Annotated in this window: 21 protein-coding genes and 2 pseudogenes; 11 read left to right on the forward strand and 12 right to left on the reverse strand. The window is 71.7% G+C overall.

Annotated features, from left to right (window positions below):
- Positions 1 to 5 precede the first annotated feature (5 nt).
- Positions 6 to 1,781, forward strand: coding sequence for a cation:proton antiporter (locus ACIGEZ_RS25250; protein ID WP_399834783.1), 1,776 nt, complete (start codon positions 6 to 8; stop codon positions 1,779 to 1,781).
- 26 nt (positions 1,782 to 1,807) lie between these two features.
- On the opposite strand, the gene ACIGEZ_RS25255 is transcribed toward ACIGEZ_RS25250, so the two are convergent.
- Complete coding sequence (locus tag ACIGEZ_RS25255; protein ID WP_399834785.1) at positions 1,808 to 3,655, reverse strand: glycoside hydrolase family 15 protein; 1,848 nt, start codon at positions 3,653 to 3,655, stop codon at positions 1,808 to 1,810.
- 262 nt (positions 3,656 to 3,917) lie between these two features.
- Here ACIGEZ_RS25255 and ACIGEZ_RS25260 point away from each other — a divergent pair, with 262 nt between their 5' ends.
- Both ACIGEZ_RS25260 and ACIGEZ_RS25265 read left to right on the forward strand, forming a co-directional pair.
- A complete protein-coding gene (locus tag ACIGEZ_RS25260) occupies positions 3,918 to 5,201 on the forward strand; it encodes a DUF2254 domain-containing protein (RefSeq protein WP_399834788.1) in 1,284 nt (427 codons plus the stop codon).
- Positions 5,202 to 5,402: 201 nt separating this feature from the next.
- Positions 5,403 to 5,591 (forward strand): hypothetical protein, encoded by a 189-nt coding sequence (locus ACIGEZ_RS25265; RefSeq protein WP_399834790.1) that lies wholly within the window; start codon positions 5,403 to 5,405, stop codon positions 5,589 to 5,591.
- Between the two features lie 172 nt (positions 5,592 to 5,763).
- On the opposite strand, the gene ACIGEZ_RS25270 is transcribed toward ACIGEZ_RS25265, so the two are convergent.
- On the reverse strand, positions 5,764 to 6,411 hold the full coding sequence (locus tag ACIGEZ_RS25270) for a LysE family translocator (protein ID WP_399834792.1): 648 nt from the start codon (positions 6,409 to 6,411) through the stop codon (positions 5,764 to 5,766).
- 439 nt (positions 6,412 to 6,850) lie between these two features.
- Between ACIGEZ_RS25270 and ACIGEZ_RS25275 the strand changes: the two genes are divergently transcribed.
- A complete protein-coding gene (locus ACIGEZ_RS25275) occupies positions 6,851 to 7,063 on the forward strand; it encodes a hypothetical protein (RefSeq protein ID WP_055598567.1) in 213 nt (70 codons plus the stop codon).
- A gap of 25 nt (positions 7,064 to 7,088) precedes the next feature.
- Here the strand turns inward: ACIGEZ_RS25275 and ACIGEZ_RS25280 are convergent, their stop codons facing one another.
- The gene (locus ACIGEZ_RS25280) at positions 7,089 to 7,448 is read right to left on the reverse strand and encodes a hypothetical protein (protein ID WP_399834794.1); all 360 of its coding nucleotides are present in this window, start codon (positions 7,446 to 7,448) and stop codon (positions 7,089 to 7,091) included.
- A gap of 176 nt (positions 7,449 to 7,624) precedes the next feature.
- On the opposite strand from ACIGEZ_RS25280, the gene ACIGEZ_RS25285 reads away from it, so the two are divergent.
- The 4 genes and pseudogenes from ACIGEZ_RS25285 (at position 7,625) to ACIGEZ_RS25300 (ending at position 10,028) form a co-directional block, all read left to right on the forward strand.
- A complete protein-coding gene (locus ACIGEZ_RS25285; RefSeq protein WP_399834796.1) occupies positions 7,625 to 7,816 on the forward strand; it encodes a hypothetical protein in 192 nt (63 codons plus the stop codon).
- A 278-nt stretch (positions 7,817 to 8,094) separates the two neighbouring features.
- Positions 8,095 to 8,430, forward strand: a pseudogene (locus ACIGEZ_RS25290) (nucleotidyltransferase domain-containing protein); the annotation flags it as partial.
- 324 nt (positions 8,431 to 8,754) lie between these two features.
- The gene (locus ACIGEZ_RS25295; protein WP_399835267.1) at positions 8,755 to 9,528 is read left to right on the forward strand and encodes a metallophosphoesterase; all 774 of its coding nucleotides are present in this window, start codon (positions 8,755 to 8,757) and stop codon (positions 9,526 to 9,528) included.
- Positions 9,525 to 10,028 (forward strand): hemerythrin domain-containing protein, encoded by a 504-nt coding sequence (locus ACIGEZ_RS25300; protein WP_399834798.1) that lies wholly within the window; start codon positions 9,525 to 9,527, stop codon positions 10,026 to 10,028. The genes ACIGEZ_RS25295 and ACIGEZ_RS25300 overlap by 4 nt, the downstream gene beginning before the upstream one ends.
- Before the next feature lie 123 nt (positions 10,029 to 10,151).
- Here the strand turns inward: ACIGEZ_RS25300 and ligD are convergent, their stop codons facing one another.
- The 5 genes from ligD to ACIGEZ_RS25325 form a co-directional block, all read right to left on the reverse strand.
- Positions 10,152 to 11,075 carry a non-homologous end-joining DNA ligase gene (gene ligD, locus ACIGEZ_RS25305; protein WP_399834800.1) on the reverse strand — a complete coding sequence of 308 codons (924 nt, stop codon included), beginning with the start codon at positions 11,073 to 11,075 and terminating at the stop codon, positions 10,152 to 10,154.
- The gene (locus ACIGEZ_RS25310; protein WP_399834802.1) at positions 11,072 to 11,698 is read right to left on the reverse strand and encodes a DNA polymerase ligase N-terminal domain-containing protein; all 627 of its coding nucleotides are present in this window, start codon (positions 11,696 to 11,698) and stop codon (positions 11,072 to 11,074) included. The genes ligD and ACIGEZ_RS25310 overlap by 4 nt, the downstream gene beginning before the upstream one ends.
- Before the next feature lie 152 nt (positions 11,699 to 11,850).
- Positions 11,851 to 12,015 carry a hypothetical protein gene (locus ACIGEZ_RS25315; protein WP_399834804.1) on the reverse strand — a complete coding sequence of 55 codons (165 nt, stop codon included), beginning with the start codon at positions 12,013 to 12,015 and terminating at the stop codon, positions 11,851 to 11,853.
- A gap of 317 nt (positions 12,016 to 12,332) precedes the next feature.
- Complete coding sequence (locus ACIGEZ_RS25320) at positions 12,333 to 12,677, reverse strand: STAS domain-containing protein (RefSeq protein WP_399834806.1); 345 nt, start codon at positions 12,675 to 12,677, stop codon at positions 12,333 to 12,335.
- Positions 12,678 to 12,765: 88 nt separating this feature from the next.
- Positions 12,766 to 13,002, reverse strand: a complete 237-nt coding sequence (locus tag ACIGEZ_RS25325; protein WP_399834808.1) for a DUF6480 family protein — start codon at positions 13,000 to 13,002, stop codon at positions 12,766 to 12,768.
- A 162-nt stretch (positions 13,003 to 13,164) separates the two neighbouring features.
- On the opposite strand from ACIGEZ_RS25325, the gene ACIGEZ_RS25330 reads away from it, so the two are divergent.
- Positions 13,165 to 14,367 (forward strand): PP2C family protein-serine/threonine phosphatase, encoded by a 1,203-nt coding sequence (locus ACIGEZ_RS25330; protein ID WP_399834810.1) that lies wholly within the window; start codon positions 13,165 to 13,167, stop codon positions 14,365 to 14,367.
- 747 nt (positions 14,368 to 15,114) lie between these two features.
- Here the strand turns inward: ACIGEZ_RS25330 and ACIGEZ_RS25335 are convergent.
- The gene (locus tag ACIGEZ_RS25335) at positions 15,115 to 15,315 is read right to left on the reverse strand and encodes a hypothetical protein (protein WP_399835269.1); all 201 of its coding nucleotides are present in this window, start codon (positions 15,313 to 15,315) and stop codon (positions 15,115 to 15,117) included.
- A gap of 809 nt (positions 15,316 to 16,124) precedes the next feature.
- Between ACIGEZ_RS25335 and ACIGEZ_RS25340 the strand changes: the two are divergent.
- Positions 16,125 to 16,886 (forward strand): annotated as a pseudogene (locus tag ACIGEZ_RS25340) (collagenase); the annotation flags it as partial.
- Between the two features lie 344 nt (positions 16,887 to 17,230).
- Here ACIGEZ_RS25340 and ACIGEZ_RS25345 read toward each other — a convergent pair.
- Positions 17,231 to 18,196: a pirin family protein gene (locus tag ACIGEZ_RS25345; protein ID WP_399834812.1), complete on the reverse strand. Its 966-nt coding sequence runs from the start codon at positions 18,194 to 18,196 to the stop codon at positions 17,231 to 17,233.
- Between the two features lie 125 nt (positions 18,197 to 18,321).
- Here ACIGEZ_RS25345 and ACIGEZ_RS25350 point away from each other — a divergent pair, with 125 nt between their 5' ends.
- Positions 18,322 to 18,669, forward strand: a complete 348-nt coding sequence (locus ACIGEZ_RS25350) for a tetratricopeptide repeat protein (RefSeq protein WP_399834814.1) — start codon at positions 18,322 to 18,324, stop codon at positions 18,667 to 18,669.
- A 56-nt stretch (positions 18,670 to 18,725) separates the two neighbouring features.
- Here ACIGEZ_RS25350 and ACIGEZ_RS25355 read toward each other — a convergent pair whose 3' ends face one another.
- Together ACIGEZ_RS25355 and ACIGEZ_RS25360 are read right to left on the reverse strand one after the other, a co-directional pair.
- Positions 18,726 to 20,792: a hypothetical protein gene (locus tag ACIGEZ_RS25355; RefSeq protein WP_399834816.1), complete on the reverse strand. Its 2,067-nt coding sequence runs from the start codon at positions 20,790 to 20,792 to the stop codon at positions 18,726 to 18,728.
- A 13-nt stretch (positions 20,793 to 20,805) separates the two neighbouring features.
- Positions 20,806 to 23,508, reverse strand: a complete 2,703-nt coding sequence (locus ACIGEZ_RS25360) for a hypothetical protein (RefSeq protein ID WP_399834818.1) — start codon at positions 23,506 to 23,508, stop codon at positions 20,806 to 20,808.
- Positions 23,509 to 23,551 lie beyond the last annotated feature (43 nt).

Genomic DNA, 23,551 nt, shown 5'->3' on the forward strand with positions numbered 1-23,551 from the left:
CCGCTGTGACCGACGACGAGATCCTTCTCGGACTCGCCCTGACGGTGGTGCTCGCCACCGGCTCGCAGATCCTGGCGAGCAAGCTGCGCGTCCCCGCCCTGATCATCCTGCTTCCGGTCGGGTTCGCCGCCGGTGCGATCACGGACGCCATTCATCCGGACAGGTTGATGGGGCCGACCTTCTCCGCCCTGGTGTCGCTGTCCGTCGCGGTGATCCTCTACGACGCCGGCCTGGGGCTCGACCTGCGCAAGCTCACCGGCCACACCCGGGGGATCGTGGGGCGGCTGCTGGTGTACGGGGTGCTGCTCACGTTCCTGGTCATCGCGGCGGTGTCACCCGCGATGTTCGACATGCCGCTGCGCGTGGCCGCGATGCTGGGCGTGATCCTCGTCGTCTCGGGGCCGACCGTCGTGGGGCCGCTGCTCGACTTCGTGCGGCCGACCGACAAGGTGCGACGCATTCTGATCTGGGAGGGGACGCTGACCGACCCGATCGGCGGCATTCTCGGCGCCCTCACCTTCCACGCCATCGCCACGGCGCACCAGGTCGACATCGGCCGGGGATACCAGCTGGGCCAGTTCGGCATCAGCCTGGCCGTCGGCCTGGTCGGCGGGGTCGTGGGAACCGCGTTGCTCGGGTTCACTCTGCGGACCCTGAGACTCGGCGAGACCCTGGGAACGCTGGCTCAACTGGCCACGGTGATCGCCGTATCGGCGGGCTGTGACATCGTGCGGGACGACACCGGGCTCATCGCCGCGATCGTCACGGGCCTGGCCGTCGCCAACATCCGCGGCTTCGACATGCCGGCTCGGCGTCCCTTCTTCGAGACCCTTGTCCAGCTGATCATCGGGCTGCTCTTCGTCTCGATCTCCTCCACCGTCACGCCGGCATCCCTGGTACCGGTGCTCCTTCCCGCGCTCGCCCTCATCGCGATCCTCGTCCTGGTGGTGCGGCCGCTCGTGGCCTTCGCCGCGACGGCGCGCTCGGGCCTGGGCCGCGGGGAGCGGGCCTTCATCGGATGGATGGCCCCGCGCGGCATCGTCGCGGCGGCCACGGCATCGGCCTTCTCCGCCAGCCTGGTCCAGCGAGGGGTGGGCGGGGCCGCGCGGATCCTTCCCGTCACGTTCCTGGTGATCGTGGGAACCGTACTGCTCTACTCGCTGACGGCCGCACCCATGGCCAGACGGCTGGGCGTCGTCAAGCCGGCGGGCACGCGCATCCTCCTGGTGGGCGGCGAGCCGTGGGTGGTCGATCTGGGAAGGGCCCTCCGGTCCGCGGGACTCGACGTGCTGATGTGGGCGGGGCTCGACGAGGAGCGGGAACTGATCAGGGCGGCGGGGCTCGAGCTGGCCAAGGGCGACCTGCTGGCCACGGCCATCAACCCCGGGGCGCGTCTCGAGGGCGTGACGGCCGTGTTCCTGGCCACCGACGACGACGACTTCAACGCGCTCGCCTCGGTCGTGATGCAGGACAACGTCGAGGGGCCCGTCTACCGGGTCGGACCCCCGCACGACAGCCACGGCGTGGTCGCTCCCTACACCGGTGGCGACATCCTCTTCGGCCGTTCCCTCGTCCGTCGCGTCCTGGCGGAGCGCTACGCGCGGGGCGCCCGGTTCGTGGTGCAGCCGGCCTCCGGCCCCCTGCCGCCGGAACACGACACCCTCTTCGTGGTGCGGGCCGACCAGCGGCTGGACCCGGTCACCGAGCGGCAGGCGGCCGTCCCGCAGGAGGGCGACACCGTCGTACTCCTCGGTTCCGTCCCGACGGCCGGCGGGCAGTAGGCTCGCAGGCCGGCTCGTGCGACCCGCTAGGTCCCGCCCCTGCGTGCTCCGTTGAGCTTCGCGTCCAGGGTGATCGCCGCGTCGATCAGCGCCAAGTGCGTGAAAGCCTGGGGGAAGTTGCCCAGCTGCTGACCCGTCAGGGCGATCTCCTCGGAATACAGGCCCAGGTGGTTGGCGTAGGTGAGCATCTTCTCCAGCACCAGTCTGGCCGTGTCGGTGTGTCCGGCCCGTGCCAGGGCGTCGACGTACATGAACGTGCACAGGGAGAAGGTGCCCTCGGAGCCGCGCAGTCCGTCGGGTGACGCCTCGGGGTTGTAGCGGTAGACGAGGCTGTCGCTGACCAGCTCACGGTCCATCGCGGCCAGGGTGGACGTCCACTTCGGATCGTCCGGCGTGATGAAGCCGACCGTCGGCATGCGCAGCAGCGACGAGTCGAGCACGTCGTCGCCGTAATGCTGCACGAACGCCTGCTTCTTGGGGTCCCATCCCCGGCTCAGGACCTGCGCGTAGATCTCGTCTCGCGCGTCCGCCCAGCGGCCGCGGGCGGCGGGACGGCCGTCGTCGTAGGCGATCCGCAGGGCGCGGTCGAAGGCGACCCAGGACATCACGCGGCCGTAGGTGAAGTCCTTCCGCCCGCCGCGGGTCTCCCACAGCCCTTCCCCGGGCTGGTCCCAGTGGTCGACCAGCCAGTCGAGCAGCGTGTGCAGCGCGGTCCAGCCCCCGGTGTCGAGATGCATGCCGTGCTGGTGCGCGAAGTAGATGCTGTCGAGCGCCTCGCCGTAGATGTCCAGCTGCAGCTGGCTCGCGGCTCCGTTGCCGATGCGGACCGGCGCGGAGCCGCGGTACCCCTCCCAGTGGTCCAGGGTCTCCTCGACCAGGTCGGAGGTGCCGTCGACGCGGTACATGATGTTCAGTGGCCCGGTTCCGTTTCCCCCGCCCGCCTCTTGCTTCACCCGGTCGTGCAGCCAGCTGATGAACGCGGACGCCTCCTCCGTGAAGCCCAGTCCCAGCAAGGCGTACACCGAGAACGACGCGTCGCGGATCCAGGTGAACCGGTAGTCCCAGTTGCGCTCTCCGCCCAGTTGCTCCGGCAGACCCGTCGTCGGCGCGGCCACCAGGGCGCCGGTCGGCGCGTAGGTCATGAGCTTCAGCGCCACGGCCGAACGTTCCACCGCCTCCCGCCAGCGACCCGAGTAGGCGGACTGACCGAGCCACGAGCGCCAGAAGCCGACCGTCTCGTCGAAGAGCCGCTCGAACTCCGCCACTCGGACCTCGTGCGGCGGCCCGCCGGGGGACGACTCCATGATCAGACCGCGCTGCTGACCCGCCTGCAAGGTCAGGCTGAAACGCAGATCCCTGTCGCCCGAGAGGATGGTCAGCAGCCGGTCGTCCTGCGGCTCACGGACGGCGTGGACGGCGAGGTCCATGTGCTGCGAAGTGAACAGGGCCCCGTGCTCCGAGATGTGGAGCTCGTGCGGCGTACGGCCGTAGTCGAAGCGCGGAGCGATCTCCCCTTCGAACGTCATGCTGCCCCGCACACAACGCAGCATGCGCACCAGGCGGTGCCGGTCCGTCGCCGTCGTGCCGGTCACCGGCATGAAGTCGACCACCTCGCCCGCACCGGCCTCGGTCATGAAACGCGTCACCAGAACGGCGGTGTCCGGGTGGTAGAGCTGCTTGGTGGTGTAGGTGTCCGCGGCCGGCCTGACAGTGAAATGGCCGCCCTTCCGCCGGTCGAGCAGAGCGCCGAAGACGCTGGGCGAATCGAACCGCGGACAGCAGAACCAGTCGATCGTCGCATCGGTCGTCACCAGGGCCGCGGTCTGCAGATCACCGATCAGGCCGTGGTCCTCGATCAGGGGGTAGTCGTCCATCTTGAGCCCCTTTCGGCCCCGGTAGACAACGATCGGGCACCCTGAGCGGCGCCCGGGGTGGTGCAGGCGCCATTCGGCCAGCTTAGGCCGACGGTGCCCTCCCGTCCTGGCGAGCCAGGCGCACCGGGGGACGACGGGAGCACTGCCGCTGCGCCGCTGCCAGAAGGGCTCTACGGTGAGGTGGCAGCGCTCCCGCCGAGGGAGCCCGCGGTCTCGTGCGCCTCGTGAGCACCGGACTCCTCCGGGTGTAAGGAGGCGTGACGTGGGTGTCCTGACGTCCTGGGCAGCCAGATTCAGGCTGCGGCAATACGTCAAGGCGAGTCTGTGGATCGTGCCGTTGTTCGGTCTCGTCCTCGGCGTCCTTCTCGCCGAGCTCGCGCTCACCGCCGACAGCGCGGACTGGCCGAGCGGCTGGCAGTACTCCGCGACGACGGCGAGCGGCGTGCTCTCCGCCATCGTGGGGGCGATGGTGGCGTTGCTCGGATTCGTCGTCACCATCGGCGTACTCGTCGTGCAGCAGGCGACGGGAACGCTCTCCCCTCGCTACATGCGCCTGTGGTACCGGGACCGGCTGCAGAAAGCGGTGCTGGCGACCTTCACCGGGACTTTCGCGTTCGCGTTCTCCTTGCTGCGCAGCGTGGAAACCGGCTCCGTCCCCGACCTCGGCGTCACCCTGGCCGGCGTGGCGGTGGCCGTCAGCCTCGTGCTCCTGCTCGTCTACCTCAACAGGTTCACCCACAGTCTCCGACCGGTGGCCATCGCCGAACTGGTCACCCGCATGGGAGAGGCCGTCTTCGCGAGCGGGGCCGCGGCGATCCGGGACGCGGTGCCACGCGGGGACGGAACCGTGTCGTCCGACGGTCCGGTGATGCGACTGCGTACCGGACGCGGCGGGGCCATCCAGGCGTTCGACGTGGCCGGGTTGGTCGCGGAGGCGGCGCGCCACGACTGCGTCTTCGTCGTGACCCGGCTGATCGGCGACTTCGTACCGCCCGGCACCGTCCTCATCGAGGTCCACGGGGGTACGTCGCGACCGGACCCGGACCGGGTGACCGGTCTCGTCGCCCTCGGGGCCGAGCGCACCATCGAGCAGGACCCCGCCTTCGCCCTGAGGGTCCTCGTCGACGTCGCGATCAGGGCCCTGTCGCCCGCGGTGAACGACCCCACGACGGCGGTGCAGGTGGTCAACTACATCGAGTCCTTCCTGCACACGGTCGGCAGCACACACCTCCCCGGCCGATACGTGCTGGCCGATCAGCACAAGCACGCCCGGCTCGTGCTCCCGGGGCGTGACTGGGAGAACTTCCTTCAGCTCGCCGTGTGCGAGATCCGCGACTACGGTTCGTCGTCCGTACAGATCTGCCGACGGCTCCACGCCATGCTCGAGGGGCTGCTCGAGACTCTGCCGCCGTCTCAGCACGCCGCCGTGCGAGCGGAGATCAGCCTGCTGCAGGAGTCGATCGACCGGGAGTTCGCCGACCCGGCCCGCCGGGCCATCGCTCGACAGCCCGACCACCAGGGCATCGGTGGGCAGTACTCCTCGTAGTGCGGTTGCACGGGTCGCCGGGACGTCGGCGCAGGTCGCCGGCTTCGGGCGAGTCCTGCGGGCGCACGACGCTCGGCACCACGTCCCCGGAGCCCCGCCCCAGGGGACCACGTTCGCTCATCGGAGATGCGGATCACCGCTCCCGGTGCCAGCTTGGGAGGGGCGGAACATTCGCCTCCACGCGGTAGAGGAGTTGTCGTCATGGGCGGTATGCAGGACAAGCGCCAGGAGCCCGGCAAGGGCCGCGAAGAGCAGGAGCGCCCGATCCACGATCAGGACCCCGTGCATCCGGAACCCGCCGCGCCGTCCCGCGGGAAGGACCCCGCACCCGGGAGGCGCAAGGGGAGCCGGAAGAGCGACAGGGCACGCGAGCGCGACGAGGGCCTCTGAAAGGAACGCGACGTCCGCCGCTTCCGCTACGGCGAGACTCCATCGGGCACTGCCTTCGAGTACGAGGGTCTGCTCATCGTCGGTGACACGGCGTACGAACGCTCATGACCCGTATGGCCCTTCGCCCGACCAGGTCGCAGCAGCAACGGTGTCACAGGCGCGCGTGCACGGCTCAGGCAGCCGAGACAGGCGTACGGGACAGGGCTGTGCGCAGCGCGAAGACACCGAGCAGGCCGCCTGCCGCGAACCGCTGAGCGGCCATCACGCGGGGCCGGGCGGCCAGAAACCCCGACACCCGTGCCGCGCCCAGCATGATCAGGGCGTTCACGGAGATCCCCACGATGATCTGCACACCACCGAGCTGCAGCAGTTGCGCCCAGGCCGGACCCGCCTGCGGATCCATGAACTGGGGCAGAAGAGCGGCGTACATGAGAGCGATCTTGGGGTTCAGCAGGTTGGTCAGGAGCCCCGTCGAGAACAGGCGGGCGTCGGAGACGGGAGGCAGGTCCCGGGCCGGAGCGAAGGGGGAGCGGCCACCCGGCTTGAGCATGCCCCAGGCCAGGTAGGCCAGGTAGGCGGCACCGGCCAGCTTGACCACCGTGAACGCCAGGGGCACGGCGGCGAACAACGCGGACAGGCCGGCTGCCGCGGCCAGCAGATAGCACAGGAATCCCACGGCGGTCCCGCTCAGGCTGACCAGGCCCGCCCTGCGGCCTTGGGTAATGGCCCGGGAGGCGAGGTGGATCATGTTCGGTCCCGGAGTCAGAGCCATGCCCAGTTCGACCAGGGCCACTCCCCCCACTGCGGCCGGACTGATCACTGGTCAACTCCCGTTCGTTTGCCGGGTACCCGGTACCCGGCGTGGGCGGCGTCCGGCGGCGACGGACGGCTGCGACGCATCGGCAGGCCCTGCGTCGCAGCCGCCTCAGGATACGGGCCTGCCATTCGGTGTCTCCGTGCGCCCTGGGTCGCCGTGGTGTCTTGACCCGCCCTCGGACCGCTCGGGCGGTCGCGACCGCCGTCGTACAGCGGTGCCGGAGCCCGAGCCCGCCCAGGTGAGGAGGTAGGAGCGGCCCTTCCTTCGGCGGCCGAGCTGACAGAAGCGCCGTAACACGACGTCCCGCCGGCCCAGGGTCGGCTTGACTCGCCACCCTCTGAGCAGGCCGCTTCCCGGCGCCTCGGCCCGCTCAGCGCACTCCGACCGCCGCTCTGGGGCGGCGGGCTCGGCGTTCGCGACCTGCCGGAGGCACCCTGGAGGTGTGGGTACCGCTCCGATCGTCGTCCACCCGCCCTCCCCGACCGGAGGCCGGCGGGTCACCGTGCGTGGCGAGATCCTCGGTCTGGCCCACCGCGACGAGGACGTCGTCGAGTTCCTCCGCCGCGCCGGCCTGCCCGAAGCGGAAGACCTGCTCGACGATCCCGCCTGGGTCACGTGGCGAGGCAGCCGCCCGCACCGGTACGAGGCGGCTTGAGCGGGCGGCTCGTGCGCGGCCTGTCTTACCGGTGTCCCCACCAGCTGCTCGGCCCCGGACTCCCGGTGAACCGGGAGAGGAGACCGTGGCGGCGACGCCCCACCCTCAGCCCGAGGGCGTACGCCCCGGTGAGGGCGGCCGCCGTGCCTGCGGCGGCGCCGCCTGCGAGGGCCTTGCGGGCGCGTGGGTCACTCCAGACCCAGCCGCCCCGGCCGACGGTGCCCTGCACGGCCTGCACGGCCGCCAGCGTCTTCTCGGCCACTGGCGCGGGGAGCGCCGTGAGGGTTCCGGTTGCCGTCGGCTCGGCGTCGGCCGCCTTCGGCTGGGCGGCATGCGAGCCGCTACGACGGGGCTGGTCGTCCTTGCTCGATTCGCTGGCACTCATGTTGTCCGTCTGCCCGACTCCGCCGGAGCAAACCCGGTTGGCGGCACGACTTTCGCCGATGCCCGCCGCTCGCAGAACCTTCACATCCGGGGCCGTGAAGCGTCCGGTTGTGCGGGAACGCGGGCAGGGAGCGAGGAACGGCAAGGAAACGAGGTTCGGCCGAGAGGAGAGGGGCCGTGACAGCGGTTGCCGTGTTGCTGCTGCCCGTCATGGGGTTGCTCCTGTTCATGATGGACCGGGTCGAGGACCGGGTGACGGCCGCGCCGAAGCCGGCGCGGCGCGCCACACGGAACCACCTGCGGCTGGTCGAGGACCCGGACCTATCTCCGGGCGCCGGACACGAGGCGGGGCGCGCCGACGCCGCATGAAGGCGCAGGGGCGACGCCTGGGCGCTGTGGCGGCCGTTTGCGGTCGGCCGCGGACCGCGGCCCCGGGGGACCCCGTCCGCGTCGGACCGACGGGGAGCCGGCGTTCAGCCGGGTCCCCGGTCGCATCCGGTCCGCGTCGAGTGACCTGCCGTGATCGCGCTCGCGGGCGGTCTCCTCGCCCGCGCATTCTTCCCGGCGCACGGGGTACCCGCGTGTCCCCCGCCTCGTACCCGACGACGGCGCCATACGGCACAAGCGCATACGGCAGGAGGCATCGCATGAACCTCGCTGAAGGACGCCGAGCCGACGCCGGCCCTCCGGCAGAGGCCTCGCCGCCCCTGCGGCCGCACGCGCCGTTCGCGGCGGAAGCCGCGGCGGACGGGCGGCGGGCCCAGGTCCTGCCACCGGACCACACCCAGGCCATCCTGGAGGTCACGAAGGAGGTGGCCGGAGTCCTCAAGTCGTCGGGGTGCCCGTTCGCCCTGGTCGGCAGCGTCGCGGTCTACGCGTACGGCATTCCGGTCAGGCTGCAGCACGACACCGACTTCGCCGTGCGGCGCGAGGACGCCGAGAAGGTGACCCGGCTGCTGCGCGAGCAAGGCGTCGAGGTCGTCGACCCGTCCGAGGACTGGCTGGTGAAGGCACGCAAGGACGGCGAACAGATCGACCTGATCTTCGCCCTGGCCGGCCGGCCCGTCACCACCGAACTGCTCGATCGCGCCCCGACCCTGCCCGTGGACTCGGTTCACATGCCGGTCATCGACCCGACGGACCTCATGACCGGGCGGCTGGCAGCGCTCTCGGAACACCACTGCGACTACGGCCCGCTCCTCCCGGTCGCGCGCGGGCTGCGTGAGCGCGTCGGCCTCCACGGACGCACCGGAGCGGATGGAGGAGCTGCCATGAGTCCGGGGCCGATCACCCGGCAGCCGGACGGCGTGGTCCGGGTGGCGGCCGTGGGCGACATCCACCTGAGCCCCGACTGCGCCGGACTGCTGCGCCCCGCCTTCTCGACTCTGCCGGAGTGCGCGGACCTCCTCCTGCTCGCGGGTGACCTGACCCGGCACGGCACCGTCGACGAGGCCGCGGTGGTGGCGGACGAGGTCCGGGACCTGGGCGTCCCGGTGGTGGCCGTGCTGGGCAACCACGACTACCACTCGGACGAGGAGGCCGACATCACGCGGGTACTCGCGGCCGCGGGCGTCAGCGTCCTGGAAGGACGCTCCGTCACGCTCTCCGTGGCCGGTCACACCGTCGGCGTCGCCGGTGCGAAGGGCTTCTGCGGTGGCTTCGCCGGCCGCAGCGCCGGCGCGTTCGGCGAACCGGAGATGAAGGCCTGGGTCCGCACGGCGCACATCGCCGCCGAGCGTCTGGCGACCGCGCTGGAGGAGCTGTCCGCCGACCGCTGCGAGGTCCGGATCGCGCTGACCCACTTCTCCCCCGTGCCGGACACGCTGGCGGGCGAGCCCGTGGAGATCTACCCCTTCCTCGGCAGCTACCTGCTCGCCGAGGCCATCGACGCGGTGGGCGCCGACCTCGCGGTACACGGTCACGCACACCTCGGCACGGAACACGGCAGGACAGCGGGCGGGGTCCGCGTACGCAACGTCGCCCAACCGGTCATCGACCGCGCGTTCGCGCTGTACCAGCTGCCCGTCCACAATCGTGGTTCCGGCAGGCGCACAGGCAGTCGAGCAAGGAGGACGACGTGAGCACCGACAGCAAGCGGGACCAGGACGTCGTCGCGGTGATTCTCGAGGACCACCGCGCCATGGAGGACCTCTTCCGCCGAATGCGGAGCATCGAGGCCGATCGCGCCACCGCGCTGAAGGAGTTCTCGGCCCTGCTCATCGCGCACGGCGAGGCCGAGGAGGCCGAGGTCTACGGCGCGCTCAAACGCTTCCGGGGCGTCGACGACGAGGAGGTGGAGCACGGGACGGAGGAACACGCCGAAGGGAACAAGGCGCTGCTGGCCCTGCTCGAGGTCGAGGACGTGGGCTCCGACGAGTGGGACGAGCGGCTGGAGGACCTGGTGGAGGCGGTCTCCCACCACGTGGACGAGGAGGAACGGACGATCCTCAACGGTGCCAGGGAGAACGTCCCCGACGAGCGCAGGGCCGAGTTGGGCGTGGCGTTCCGGAAGGAGCGTGCGAAACAGCTGGCCTCGGACTGCGGGAGTCCGGAGAACGTACGCAAGATCGTCGACGGGTGAGGTGGCCTTCCACGCCGTCAGGCCGGCCCGGTCAGCGGCTCCGGACCCTCAGGAGTCCCGGTCAGCAGCTGCGGACCCTCAGGAGCCCGGTTCACGGGGCAGGGTCAGGGTCAGGAGCCCGGTTCACCGGGTCAGTGCGGTGAGACGTTTGCGGGCCCTGGTGAGCGAGCGCGGTCTCGGCGGGTCGTGCCAGGGGTTCTCTTCGAGGCGCCGGCCGACGGTGGCGAGGGTCCATCGGCGCGCGGAGAGACCGGGGTCGTCGAGTTCGGCCCACCCCAGCGGCGCCGCGACGGGAGCACCCGGAAGCGCGCGGACGGCGTAGGGGGCGACGGCGGTCTGGGCGTAGGCATTGCGCTGGACGTCGAGATAGAGGCGGCCTCGCCGGGCCTTCTTGCGCGGCTCGGTGGTGAATCGGTCGGCGTCGCGGGCCGCGAGGACCCCGGCGACGTCGTGGGCGAAGGACCGCACGTCGTCGAAGGGTGCCCGGCGGTCGAGGGGCACGACGACGTGGAGGCCTCGTGATCCGGTGGTCATGACCTGGGACGGCAGCTCCAGTTCGTCGAGCAGCTCGTGGAGGCCGTGCGCTGCGTCCCGCACCAGGCTGAAGTCGTCTCCGGGCGGGTCGAGGTCGAACACGAGCCGGTCGGGATGGTCGGGGCGGTCGGCCCGGGACAGGAAGCGGTGCGGGGTGATGCACGCCTGGTCGGCCAGGTAGAGCAGGGTCGCGGTGTCGTCGCACAAGGCGTACGTGACGGTGCCGCCCTGCTTGGGCAGCTCGGCTCGGTGGACCCAGTCCGGGAAGTGGTCCGGCACCTCCTTCTGCATGAAGGCGGGTCCCTGCGTCCCGTCCGGGTGCCGTTCCAGCATCAGGGGGCGTCCGCGCAGGTGGGGCAGCATCCTGTGGGCGGCGGTGCGGTAGTACTCGGCGAGGTCGGCCTTGGTGATGCCGTCGCCGGGGAACAGGACCTTGTCCGGGTGGCCGATCCCGACGCTCCGGCCGCCGGCCCGTATCCGCCAGGGCCCAGTCGATCGCTGGTGCGTCGTCATCTGCCTCTCCCTGATCGCTCGGCCGCGGCGACCTGCCGCAGCGTGCGGCCGGTACGGGCCGAGCGCGCCCGCCTGGGGTCGGGCGTGCCGGTTCCGGCGGCCCGCTCGTCGGCCTCCTTGACCAGGAGCCATGCCTCGCGTCCCTCGTCCTCGGCGCGGCGGATCCGGGTGAGCGCGTAGCCGCCGTGCAGCTTGCGGCCGTCGAGCCGGAACGAGGCGTGGCCCCGCTCCAGTGCCTCGGCGAGGGGAACCTCGTGGCCCTGACGGTCCGTCGTGGCGTTGTGGTAGGTGCCCTCGTCCCACACGATCACGGTGCCGCCGCCGTATTCGCCTTGCGCGATGACGCCCTCGAAGTCGCGGTATTCCAGCGGATGGTCCTCCGTCGGCGTGGCGAAACGCTTGTCGTGCGGATCCCTGGAGGGGCCCTTGGGCACGGCGAACGACTTCAGTACGCCGTCGGCTTCGAGCCGGAAGTCGAAGTGCATGCTGCGCGCGTCGTGGATCTGTACGACGTACGACGGCGGACCGTCGGCCCGTTGCGCCGCTGACCCGCCCTCCGGCTCGGCCGTCTTTCCGAAGTCCCGCCGGGCGTGGTAGCGCGCCGGCTTTCCGGTATCCGTCACGGCCTCCTCCTCGCATCCTCGTGCCGTCGGGGAAGCAGTCCCGATCAGCGGCCACCCCAGGACCGCGGCGCCAGTCGTCGCCGATTCGGGAGCAGCCGCCTGGGCGGCACGCCCGGTCCCCCGACGGCGCACCGCCCCCGGCCGTCCGGCCGTCAGGGGGTCGGGGTGCCGTCCGCCGGCGGCTCGGGCTCCTCGTCGTCATCGGCCTTGGCCCGTACGTCAGGCGGGGTGGGCGCGGTGATGTTCCGCTGCTCCGAGGACCGTTCCCTGGTCTCTTCGTCGATGTGCGGGTTGTCGTTCCGTTCGGGGGTGGTCATGTCCTCACCTCTCTCGTCGGTCCGGATGGGGCCGCCCCCGGCGCACTGTCGCGTCGGGCCTTGGGCGGCCGGAGTGAGGCCTCGACGGCCCCGTTGAGGGTTCGCCGGGCAGGGCGGCCGGGATGCCCGGCGGCTGCCCACCCGGACGGTCGGGAAACGGCGCCGGCTTCCACTTCCGCGGGTGGCGCGGCTGGGGTCGCGCGGGCGGCAGGCCCGGGGGAAGTGAGCCGCCCGGAGGATGGAGGCGACTCGCCCTGCGATCAAGGCCCTGCTCAGGCCCTGCCAGGGACCAGTGCCGGTGCAGCGCTCGAACCGGTTCAGCCCGCCACGGCCGGGCCGAGGACGAAGAGCCCCATCGACCCCGTGAGCTCCAGCAGTCGCACCATCTGGTGACTCGGCGCCGCGAGCCTGAGGCGGTGACCGGACTCCGTCGCCTCCTGCCGGGCGGCCAGCAACGCGTTGAGCCCCGAGGAGTCGCAGAATGACGAGTGCCGCAGGTCGACGACGATGTCGGCGCCTCGTGGCGCTTCCGCGACGGCCGCCATGAGCGAAGCACGGAGCTCCTCCGCGTGGTCGAGGTCCATGTCGCCGCGTACCCGCACCACATGAGGGGCACGTGCGGCGGTCGGGGTATCCGGTGTGTGCTCGTTGCTGACAGGCATGGCGCGCCTCCTCGCACGACTGGGCGACTGCCCCTCGCACAGCGTTCCATGCCTGCCACCGCACGGCGCGGCGATCGGTGCCTCCGGGTCAGCGGGTGGCCAGCACGACGGCGTACGCGAGGAAGAACAGCGCGCACACGATCGCGACGGCGCACACGGCGATCAGCGGCCCCCGTCCCCAGCCCCTGCGGGGAGGCCGGTGGGGCCCGACGCCCGTACTCGTGCCCGCTTCGGCGGGCGGCGTTTCACCCGGGGGCAGTACTGCGTCTCGGTTCAGGCCCGGTGTGGTCCGCGGATCCGGGTCGGGATTGCTGGGGGTCGTCATGACGGACACCTCCTCGGAAACGTGAAGACCGCCCGGCGACTACCCCGCTTGCCCCGAAGCATCCACCGAGCCCGACACCCTCCGAGGAGGATGCGATCACGACCGGCGTCTGCCTAGCCTGAAGGCACCGCAGGCAGGCCCCAGAGGACACAGGGAGATCGCGTGGCGGCCTTCGAGGGTGTTCTTGCCGATCTGGCCCGCTCCCATCTGCTGTCCGGGCGCGAGCTCGCGTCCGTGGTGAACGACGCGGGCCGCAGGATGGGGCTGACGGGCAGCGCCATGTACGTGACCGATCTCCAGCAGATCCGCCTCATCGCACTGCCGCCGCCCGTGGCGGCGGATCAGCAGACGCTGGACATCGACACGTCGCAGGCGGGTCTGGCGTACCGGACGCAGGTGGTGCAGCGGTCGCGGGACGGCGCCACCGCCTGGGTGCCGATGATCGACGGGGCCGAGCGTCTCGGCGTACTGAAGGTCACCGCGCCTTCCCTGGACACCGCCCTGCTCAAGGGCTGCGAGGCGCTGGCGGGCATGGCCGCTCTGCTGGTGGTGTCGAAGTCCTCCCACAGTGATCTGCTGGTCGAAGCGGAGCGGTGGCGGGCGATGACGGTGCAGGCCGAGCTCTTGTGGGCGTTCCTGCCGCCGCGGACGATCGGCACGGCGGAGGCGACCTCCTCGGCGGTGCTGGAGCCCGCGTACGACATCGGCGGTGACACCTTCGACCACTCCCTGGACGACGACGGACTGCACCTGACCGTCCTCGATTCCATGGGGCACGACCTCGCCTCCGGCGGGGCCAGTGCCGCCGGGCTCGCCGCCTGCCGTGCGACGCGCCGCTCCGGCGGCTCGCTGACCGACATCGTCACCTCGATCGACCGGATCCTGGCCGACTGGTTCACCGACCGTCTGATGACGGCCGTCGTCGCTCACTTGGACACCGCCGGCGGTGTGCTCACCTGGATCAATTGCGGGCACCCCGCGCCGCTGCTGATCCGCGCCGGCAGGGTCGTGCGCAACGCGCTGGAACGCGAGCCGGATCTACCGCTCGGCTGGGGCTTTCTCGTCGAGTCGCCGCCCACCGAGCACCGGCAGCGACTCCAGCCCGGCGACCGGATCCTCATGTACAGCGACGGCGTCACCGAAGCACGCTCCCCCGAGGGTGACCTCTTCGGCGAACAGCGGCTGGCCGACACGGTCATCCGTGCCACCGCCGCCGGCGACCCGGCCCCCGAGGCCCTGCGACGCCTGGTACAGCGCCTGCGGCAACACCAGGACCACAAGCTGCGCGACGACGCCACGATCCTGCTGATCGAGTGGCACCCCACGGCCCAGGAGCGCCGGCACACCGCGAACGAGGGACGGTGACGTCGGCCGGCCGCGTACCCGGAGGCGGGCGGGGCTGAGGCAGGAAGTGGAGGCACGTCCGCCGGCAGGAGGCCCAGCGCGGTTCGCCGGAGTCCAAGAAGGTCCACGAAGCCGGTACCGAGAGCGAACGGGAGCAGTTGGCGGAGGCCGTCCAGCCGGCGGTGAACAGCGACAGGAACAGGGTGTCTCCCCGCAGCCGTACCAGCGCCTGCCGCCCGTACGCCTCCACATCCTCGACGCCTGCCGTCCTGGGCAACTCCTGCGCGGCCAAGGCTGTCGGGCAGGCCTTCTGCTCGTCCTGCTCCAGCTGCTGACGGGTCTGCGGAGCCAGCAGCCGGCAGGCCCGGACATGGTCGCCGGCCGCTGTTCTCCAGGATGTGGTCCGTCATGTCCGGTGCGGCCTCGCGGACGGCCGGGCGGAAGAACCAATCCTCGATCCAGGCGTGGACGGTGGGTTCCCGACAGGGGGGCGCTCCTCGTCAGGTGTTGACGCGGCTGTTGGTGCCGTCGTGGCCGTCGGCCTGGTCATCGTCGAACCAGTAGTCGCCGGCCGCGGGGTAACGGAAGGAGTGGCCGCTGTGCGCGGCCAGGACGACCGTCGCCGCGCGTATGCCGTCGCCTCGGGCCTGCAGCGGGTGCGCGGCGGGGTTCCAGTGGTCGAAGTCCCCCACGACGCTGACCGGACCGTCCGGTCTGTCGGCGGGGAGGACGAAGGTGACCTGGGTGCGGCCTTTGAGCTGTTTGCGGTCAAGCACCTGGGACGACTTGGGTGAATTCGGCGGGCGACAGCCAGCCGTCGGTGTCGAGGTGACGGAACGCCTCGGCCGCGTTCTCCTCGGTGAACCCCGGGAAGTGCCCGCGCTGGAAGGCGAGCAACTCGGCGGGGCTGACCCGGCCGTCCCGGTCGATGTCCGCGATCTGCAGGTAGATCTCGGCGATCCTGCCCAGGGTGGCCTCGGCAGCCCCGGATTCTCAGCCAGCGACCGGGTCGACGCGACGAACCGATCCCTCGAAATCCCCTGGCTGCCGGCCGGCAGGAACGGCAGGTGCACGTCCCGCCAGACGCCCAGGTAGGCGTCGACGATCCGCCGCGTCTCCGGGGAGTCCTCGGCGTGCCCGAGGGAGGACGCCACCCGGCGGCCCATCACCAGGTGGTCCTCCTCGGTCAGTACGCCGTTGCCGTGCACGTCGAGCTGGTCGAAACCGCGCTCGATCTTCGCCGTCAGAGAGTCCTGACCGGTCATCACCGCTCCTCGTCATCGCGTGTCCCGCGACTGGGCGCGAGGATGCGCCTGCCGCGCGGGTCAACGAGGCGCCGCTCGGGGAGGAAACGCTTTCCTCGTACCGCCGAGAGCCTGCTCAGCCTGCGGGTGGTCGCGTTGGGGGCGCACGGCCGCAGACGCCCACCGGCTTCGCTTATCACGGCGGCGCGGTGAACACTCTTGCTAAGACATGTGACATGTGCCATTTTACAGCGCATCCGTCGTCGACGGTTTCCCCAACTCGTCTTCCAGGAGCCGACATTGCGCACCTTGGCCATCGCCACCGCTGTGCTGATCGCAGCCGCCACCCCCGTCGCCGCCGCCCACGAGGCCCCGGCCGCCGCGGGCACCCACACCTCTCGGTCCGCCACCGAGACGGCGCCGCCGACCGGCCGGGCCGAGCCCAGGCCGGACCACGTCTTCGCCGACGCGGGGCAGCGCCCGGCCCACGGCACGAGCAGGAACGCGCCGACCCTGACCGCGGCCGGCGGCGGCAGACTCGAAGCCAGAATCCTGCCCATCGTCCACGACTGCAGCCCGACACTGCGGATTCGCGCCCAGGAGATCACCACCGCCCAACTGGCCGCCACCTGCGCGAGCCTCGCCAACCAGGACGCCTACTTCCACAGCGTGGTCAAGGACTCGGGCCCCGTCGCGGACGACTACAACACCAAGCTCGAAGTCGACGTCTTCAACTCGAGCGCGGACTACAAGGCGTACGCCGGCCGGATCTACGGCATCGACACCAACAACGGCGGCATGTACCTGGAGGGGGACCCCGCCCGGCCCGGGAACCAGCCCCGGTTCATATGCTACGAGCGCACCGACGCGAGCCCCGGCTGGCAGATCTGGAACCTCAACCACGAGTACACCCACTACCTCGACGGCCGCTTCGACCTCCACGGCGACTTCGCCGACAGCCAGACGACCCCCACCGTCTGGTGGGGCGAGGGCATCGCCGAGTACATCTCCTACTCGTACCGCGGCGTCCCCTACACCAGCGCGCTGATGGAGGCCGGCAAGCACACGTACGCCCTGGGCACGCTGTTCGACACCACCTACGCCGACAGCGACGTCAACCGCACCTACAGCTGGGGCTACCTCGCCACCCGCTACATGGTCGAGCGGCACCCAGCAGACGTAGCCACCGTCCTCGGCCACTACCGCTCCGGCAACTGGACCGCCGCACGCGCGTTCCTGGACACGCTGGACTACGAGAGCGACTGGCGCGCCTGGCTGACGGACGTGGCGGCCGGCGCCTGATCGCCGCCTCACCACAGAACTCCCGGTGAGCCGCCGGGCAGGCGGGAGGACCGTGCGACGCGTGGGGTGCCGTGGCGGCTACACCACCGTGTCGAAAAGGACCTTGCGCCTGCCCGCGAAGATGACCTGCGACGGGCTGGAGAATCGTTCCTATCGCCGCAGCGGGTCAGCATTCAGCTGACCAGATCTGCTCACACCCGAGCACACCCTGGAAGTGCACCCACCGACTGCACGACTGCGGAAGGGACTGCGCTCCGCACCCTCCCGCAGTCACGACGACAGCCGCGGCGGAGCCGAGCGCCCCTCGACCTTGAACCGACAGAAGAGAAAGCCCCGGGTCAGCGCACCCGCCCCCGCGCCTTCAGCTGCGTCGCCGGGACCTCCGGGGCGTCCAGGCGGGCGCCGTCGTAGCCCTTGACCTCGCCGAAGCGGGGGCCGGACATCCAGTCCTCCCTCGCCTCGCGGATCTCCTCGTCCGTGCGGCCCACGAAGTTCCACCACATGACGATCTCCTCCTCGAACGGCTCGCCGCCCAGGAGCATCAGGCCCGCGTCCGAGACGGCCCGCAGCGGGAGTTCGGTGCGGCCGCAGCCGAGGTAGAGCATGGAGCCGGGCAGGACGGGGACGTCGTCGACGTGGGCCTCGCCGGACATCGCGAGGACCGCGTACTCGAAGTCCGGCTGGAGCGGGAGGCGGGTCTCGGTGCCGGCGGCGAGGGCGAGGTCGGCGCCCGTGATGGGGGTGTACGCCGTGCCCGGGGAGACCGCGCCGTCCAGCTCGCCGAGGATCACCGTGGCGGTCAGGCCCGGAGCCGTGACGTGCGGGAGTCCGGCGTGGTGCTGGAAGTGGGGCTCGACGTGCCGGTGGGCGTCGGGGAGGGCGACCCACAGCTGGGCGCCGTGCAGATAGCGGGCGTGGGGCCTGGGGCTCTCCTCGGAGTGGGAGATCGCCCGGCCCGAGGTCATGAGGCCCAGTTCGCGGGGGCGGATGGTCTGCAGGCTGCCGGTCGAGTCGCGGTGCAGGACCTCGCCCTCGTGGAGCCAGCTGACGGTCTGCAGGCCCATGTGGGGGTGGGGCGGGACCTGCATGCCCGCCTCGTCGGCGATGTCGTCGGGGCCGTAGTGGTCGACGAAGGCCCAGGCGCCGACCATGCGGCGGCCCAGGTTGGGGAGCAGGCGGCGGACCTCGGTCGACTCTCCGAGCCGGACGCGGCGGGGGCTGAGGAGTTCCCGTACCGGTTCGGCGACGACGAAACCGCGGCCGCCGCAGACCTGCAGGGCGGCCTGGCGATCAAGATTGCTCATGTGCCTCAACCTATTCCTGTCGCGGTGCCGTACGGGGTGGACCCGCGCCAAAATAGTAGTGGAATATTGAACCATCTGGGGGTGTTGCAGCAGCCGCAGAGGCCCGACCTACGAAAGAGTGAGCCGTGAGCGACGACACCTACTACGAGTTCGGCACCGCCGCCGAGCGGTGGGACCGTGCCCAGCTGTTCTTCGACGCGAAGGAGTACCGCACGGCCGTCCGCATCCTGCGCGGTCTGGTCGCCGAGCACCCCGGCCAGACGGCCCAGCGGCTGCTGCTCGCCCGGGCGTACTACCACTCCGCCCAGCTCAGCCGGGCCGAGGAGGAGCTGCGCGCCGTCCTGGAGCGCGACCCCGTCGAGCACTACGCCCGGCTCATGCTCGGCCGCACCCTGGAGCGCCAGGGCAGGGCCGAGGAGGCCGCCCCGCACCTGCGGCTCGCCGCCGCCATGTCCGGCGACACCCTCGCATAGGACTGCGGCGACCCCCGCGCGCAGGAGTCACCCCGTGAAGCGCGTGACGCCGGCGCTCACGCCTTGAAGCGGAGGTCCGCGGCGCCCTTGAGCAGCGGGGCGTCGTTGGCCTCCGTCCACTCCTTGTGACCCACGAGGTCCTGCACGCACGTGTCGTTCGCCGTGGCGATGACCGTGCCCGGCCGGACCGCCGAGGAGTACCGGCGGGTGAGCGCCGTGTTGCCGTGCACGGACTTGCGGACGGACGCCAGCGTCACGTCCACGCGCGGCGCGTCGGGGAACGTCGCCTGGAGCACGAACACCCCGCCGCCCTTGGCGAATTGCGGCTTCGCCAGGGCCGCGCCGTGCTCGTCGTAGCCGCAGCGGTTGCCGGTGATCTCGCTCGCCGCGTCCGTGCGGACGGTCACCTGGGTGACGCCGAAGACCTCCCGCAGGATCGCCGTCCACATGTCCGGCACCCCGCCCATGTTCCCCTCGGTGTCGGCGTAGTGGACGATGCCGCCGCCGGGCCGGTCGGACGTCGTGTTCGCCTCGATCCGGGTGCCGGTGAGGGTGAGGTCGGCGTTGCGGGCCGAGATGCCGCCCCCGCCCGGCTTCGCCTTGCGCCGCTCCCCCGGCCGTGGCGCGGCCTCCAGGCCCCGCGCGACGTTGTTCCTGATCACGCACTGCTCGAAGGTGCCGGCCGAGCCCATGGTGATCCGGACGCCGCCGCCCATGCTGCCCGCCCGGTTGCCGCTCACCTCGGTGCCGACCAGCCGTACCGGGGACAGGACGGAGGCGTAGAGCCCACCGCCGTCGTCGGCGGCCGCGTTGCCGGTGATACGGCACTCCCGCAGCGTCACGGCGCGCCGCCGGGCGTCCAGGATTTCCTGCTCCTGCCAGGCCGACCAGCGGTCGAGCCGGAGGGCGGAGGCGGCGATCGCGTAGAAGGCGAGCTGGACGGCCTCGTCGACCCGGCCGGTGACGAGGTCGGCGAGGATGCGCGGGGTCTTGGCGAGCACCGGGTTGGGCTCGAACGGGTCGAGCAGCCAGCGCAGGTAGTGGTAGAGCTCGCTCGGGGTGAGGCCGACGATCGTGCCGGGGCTCAGCACGGCGGTGCGGGCCGCCGACGCCCGGTCGGCGAGGAACTTGACGAGGTCGAGCTCGCTCAGGTCCCGGGCGAGCCGGCCCGGCAACGACACCTCGCAGCCGATGCCGCCGCCGTCGAGCCTGCCCCGCCGCCCGGAGGCGTTGCGGTCGATCCAGCACCCCTCCAGGGTCGGCCAGCCGTAGCCGACGACCGCGAGCCCGCCGCCACGCCCCTCGGCCTTGTTGCCGCGGATCAGGCAGTGGCGGACGGTGGGGCTCGCCCAGACGGTGGCGACGCCGCCGCCGAAGGACTGGCCGGCCAGCCACATGGCGGTGATCCCGGGCGGTACGAGGGCGTCGAAGCGCCGACCCGCCTCGACGAGCAGCGCGGCCCGGTCGATCCGGGGCAGCGCGGGGGTGCCCCGTACGAGAGCGAGCATGGTGTTGGCGGCGTCGATCACCCGGTTGACCGAGCCCACCGTCCCGGCCGGCAGGACGTCGCCGATCAGGTCGAGCACGGCGGCCCGCAGCGCCGTGCGGTCCGGCTCCGGCCACGGCCGGAAGGGCGCTGTCTCGGTCCGGTTGCCGGTGATGACGCACCGCTCGATCAGCACGTCGTCGGCGTCGACGACCGCGACGCCGCCGCCCGCGCCGAGTGCCGGATCACGCGGGGTGTGCACCGAGTGGCCGCCGCTGATCCTCAGGCCCCGGACGGTGACGGGGCCGAAGCCGCGCCGCCCGCCCGGTCCGGAGGGCCCGATCCGCAGGACCCGGTGCCGGTCGCCGCCGTCGAGGGCGGGCAGCACCCGCGGGTCGAAGCCGGGCGCGGCGGGGTCGGCCTGCGGGTGTTTCAGGAGGTGGTCGCTGGTGAGGGTGACGGGCCGGTCGAGGACGAGTTCGGGCTCGCGGTAGACGGCGTTGTCGAGGATGACGACGGTGTCGCCGGCCGCGGCGGCGCGCAGGGCGTCGGCGACGGTCTTCGCCGGCTTGCGCTCGCTGTCGAAGCGGCCGGACCGCACGCCCCTGGTCGCGTGCACATAGCGGGTGGTGGCCATGGGGCGGGCCGGCCTAGAGCTGCTGTCCGGTCTTGGGGTCGTACGTCACCTCGACGGCGACGACCTGGTCGGTGGGCAGGACCTCCACCCACTGGTCGAAGATCCGGTACGGCTCCGCGGGCCGGAAGCCGCCGGCCAGCGGGTCGAAGCCGGTCTCGAAGACCTGCTCGCTTCGCAGCGTGTTGGGGACGCTGGTGTTGGACTCCCGCAGTTCCGCGGCGAGCAGTTCGAGTACCCGGCCGATGGTCTGGCCGCGGTACTCGTCCGGGTCGCCCTCCTGCCAGGCGTACGGACGGTCGAGCGCGGCCTCGCCCTCGACGCCCGCCCTGGTCAGCCAGCCCAGCGCCTCCGACTCGTGCCCGGGCCTGATCGGCAGGACGGCCTTCACCCAGGCGGAGTTGAGGAACTCGTTGCGCCGCTCGTCCCCGTCGGCCTGCACGAGCCAGCCGAGCGAGCTGCCCATCGGCGCCGGCTGCGAGTCCGCCGTGACCAGGTAGTCGACCCGCCACTCCTGCTGGGGATTCGGCCCCTTGGCGTCGGGCGGGTTGTGCGAGCTGGTGCGCGAGTATGCGGTCAGGACGGTCTCCCCCGCCAGCGGATCCGCTGCGGAACCCTCCCAGCGGGCCGGGGGCACCGGGTAGCGGCCGAGCGAGTCCGGCCCGGCCGGGGTCGCCACGTCGTCGGGACGCCAGAAGTCCGGCGAGACGAAGTACAGCATCTGGTCGACGTCGAAGATCTGCCGGATGAGCTCCGCCTCCAGATGCGCGTCCCTCGGGTCGAACAGCCGCAGCTGGTCCAGGAGATGGGCGAAGACCGAGTGCCGCTCCTCCTTGCGCAGGTCCTCGGCGGGCCGCGGCCGCACCTTGCTGAGGAGCGTCGTCCGGTCCCGTACGGCCGCGGCGTACGCCTTGCGCTGCAGAGCGGCGACGTCCTTCTCGTACTGCTCCAGCGCCGCCTTGTACGCCACCTCGGCCGGGTTCACCGCCGGCGGCTCCCAGCGCAGCTGCAGGCTGAAGGTGATGATCGCGGTGCCGCCGAAGTGGACGTTGTCGGCGCGGACCTGGAACCGTCCCGTCTCGGGCCGCTGGATCACGTACTTGACGAGGAACTTGGCGTCGCCGCCGTTGCCGTTCTTCGCCGACACCAACTGCACGAAGTCCGGGTTGGCGCTCAGGGTGTAGCCGGGGGCGGGCGGGATGGCACCGTAGTCGAAGTTCGCGACGATGTACTCGTCCTCCTCGCCCCGCCACAGCCGGTCGAAGCCGTCCTGGCGGCGCCAGTCGGCGTCGTTGTGCGGGGCGTTGGTGCTGTCGGGGTGCTCCGCGATCGGGAACGTGCCGGTGAACGTCGTCAGGACGGGTGCGAGCGGCTCGGGCGGCTCGGGCTTGCGCAGCGAGGTCAGGTCCGGCGCGGGGACGACGTCGACGAGCTCACCCAGACCGAGCACGCGACCGGGGGCGTTGACGAACACCTGCCAGCTCATCCGGGTGCCGATGTGCTGCACCTGGACGCCCACCTTGCGCATCTTGCGGCGCAGTTCGTAGTTGGCGAGCCGGTCGGTGGTGTTCTGCACGACATAGCGGCGGCTGGACGTGTCGGTGGTCTCCGTCACCGTCTTGAAGGTGGTGGTGAAGTTGCGCCGGATCTCGCTGCTCACCTTGGAGCTCTGGGTCCGCGCGTGTTTGTGGGTGAGCTCGGAGGACTTGCTGGTGGTGGTCTTCGTGGCGTAACTGGCGCTCGCGTCGGCGTGGTACATCCCGGCGAACGAACCTCCGGCGGAGGCGCTCGCCCCGAGGCTGGTGTCGTTGGCGTTGGACTCCTTGACCGCGTCGGCCACGTCGCTCTGGTCGGTCAGCGTCTCCTCGGACTTGCGCGTGGTCTCCTCCGACTGGGACGCGGTCCGCTCGACGAGGGTGCGGCGCGTGGTGGTCTCGACGAGCTCCACCATGCCGCCGGGGCTGAGCCACAGGTGGCCCGCGGGCGCCCCGAGGAACGTGTCGAACTCGAAGAAGTACTGCCGGAAGAGGTTGACCAGGCCGACCGGCGACAGGATCCCCTCGGTCGGCGGGTCCTGGCCGGCGAACCGCGCGAGCACGGCGAGCTCGGGGCTTTCCAGGGCGCGCGCGGCGGGCCCCGCGAAGGCCTCGGGCGCGGGCGGCGGCCCGCCCGGGGCGGCGAGCCGGCCGGCTGCCGAGTAGCCGAGCCAGCCGGGCAGCGGCTGGTACACCCCGAAGAGCTCGCTCGCGTACGGCAGGGTGCCGGCGAACTCGGTCACCGGCCTGCCCGTACGCACCGGACCCGGCACGGGGGCGGTCAGCACCCGCACCGGACCCGACGGCCCGCCGGAGGAGGTCGCGAACGGCGTCACCGTCCACGGCTGGCCGGGTCCGCGCACGACGAGGAGCAGGTCCCGCTCGGACTGGGCCGGGGGCGCCACGAAGGAGATCGTCTGCGGCCCGGTGCCCGTCACCGTACGGCCCGCGTACTGGCGGCCCGAGCCTGGATCGGCCTCGACGAAGGCGCCGTCGAGGGCCGGCACCCCGGGGAACAGGGCCGGGTCGCGCAGGTCGACGTCGGCAGGCAGGGCGAGCGCGACCCGCTGCCCGGGGTGGAGGTCGGCCGGACTCGAGGGCTGCACGCGGTAGGACCAGACCTGGTACCAGGAACCCGCGGTGGGCAGCGGGGTCCTTCCGGCGAAGGTGACGACGATCGACATGGGCGTGCCTCCCGGCGTGGTCAACGCGGACGGGCCGGTGTCG

This window comes from Streptomyces sp. NPDC085481 (assembly GCF_044541845.1).
Lineage (GTDB): Bacteria > Actinomycetota > Actinomycetes > Streptomycetales > Streptomycetaceae > Streptomyces.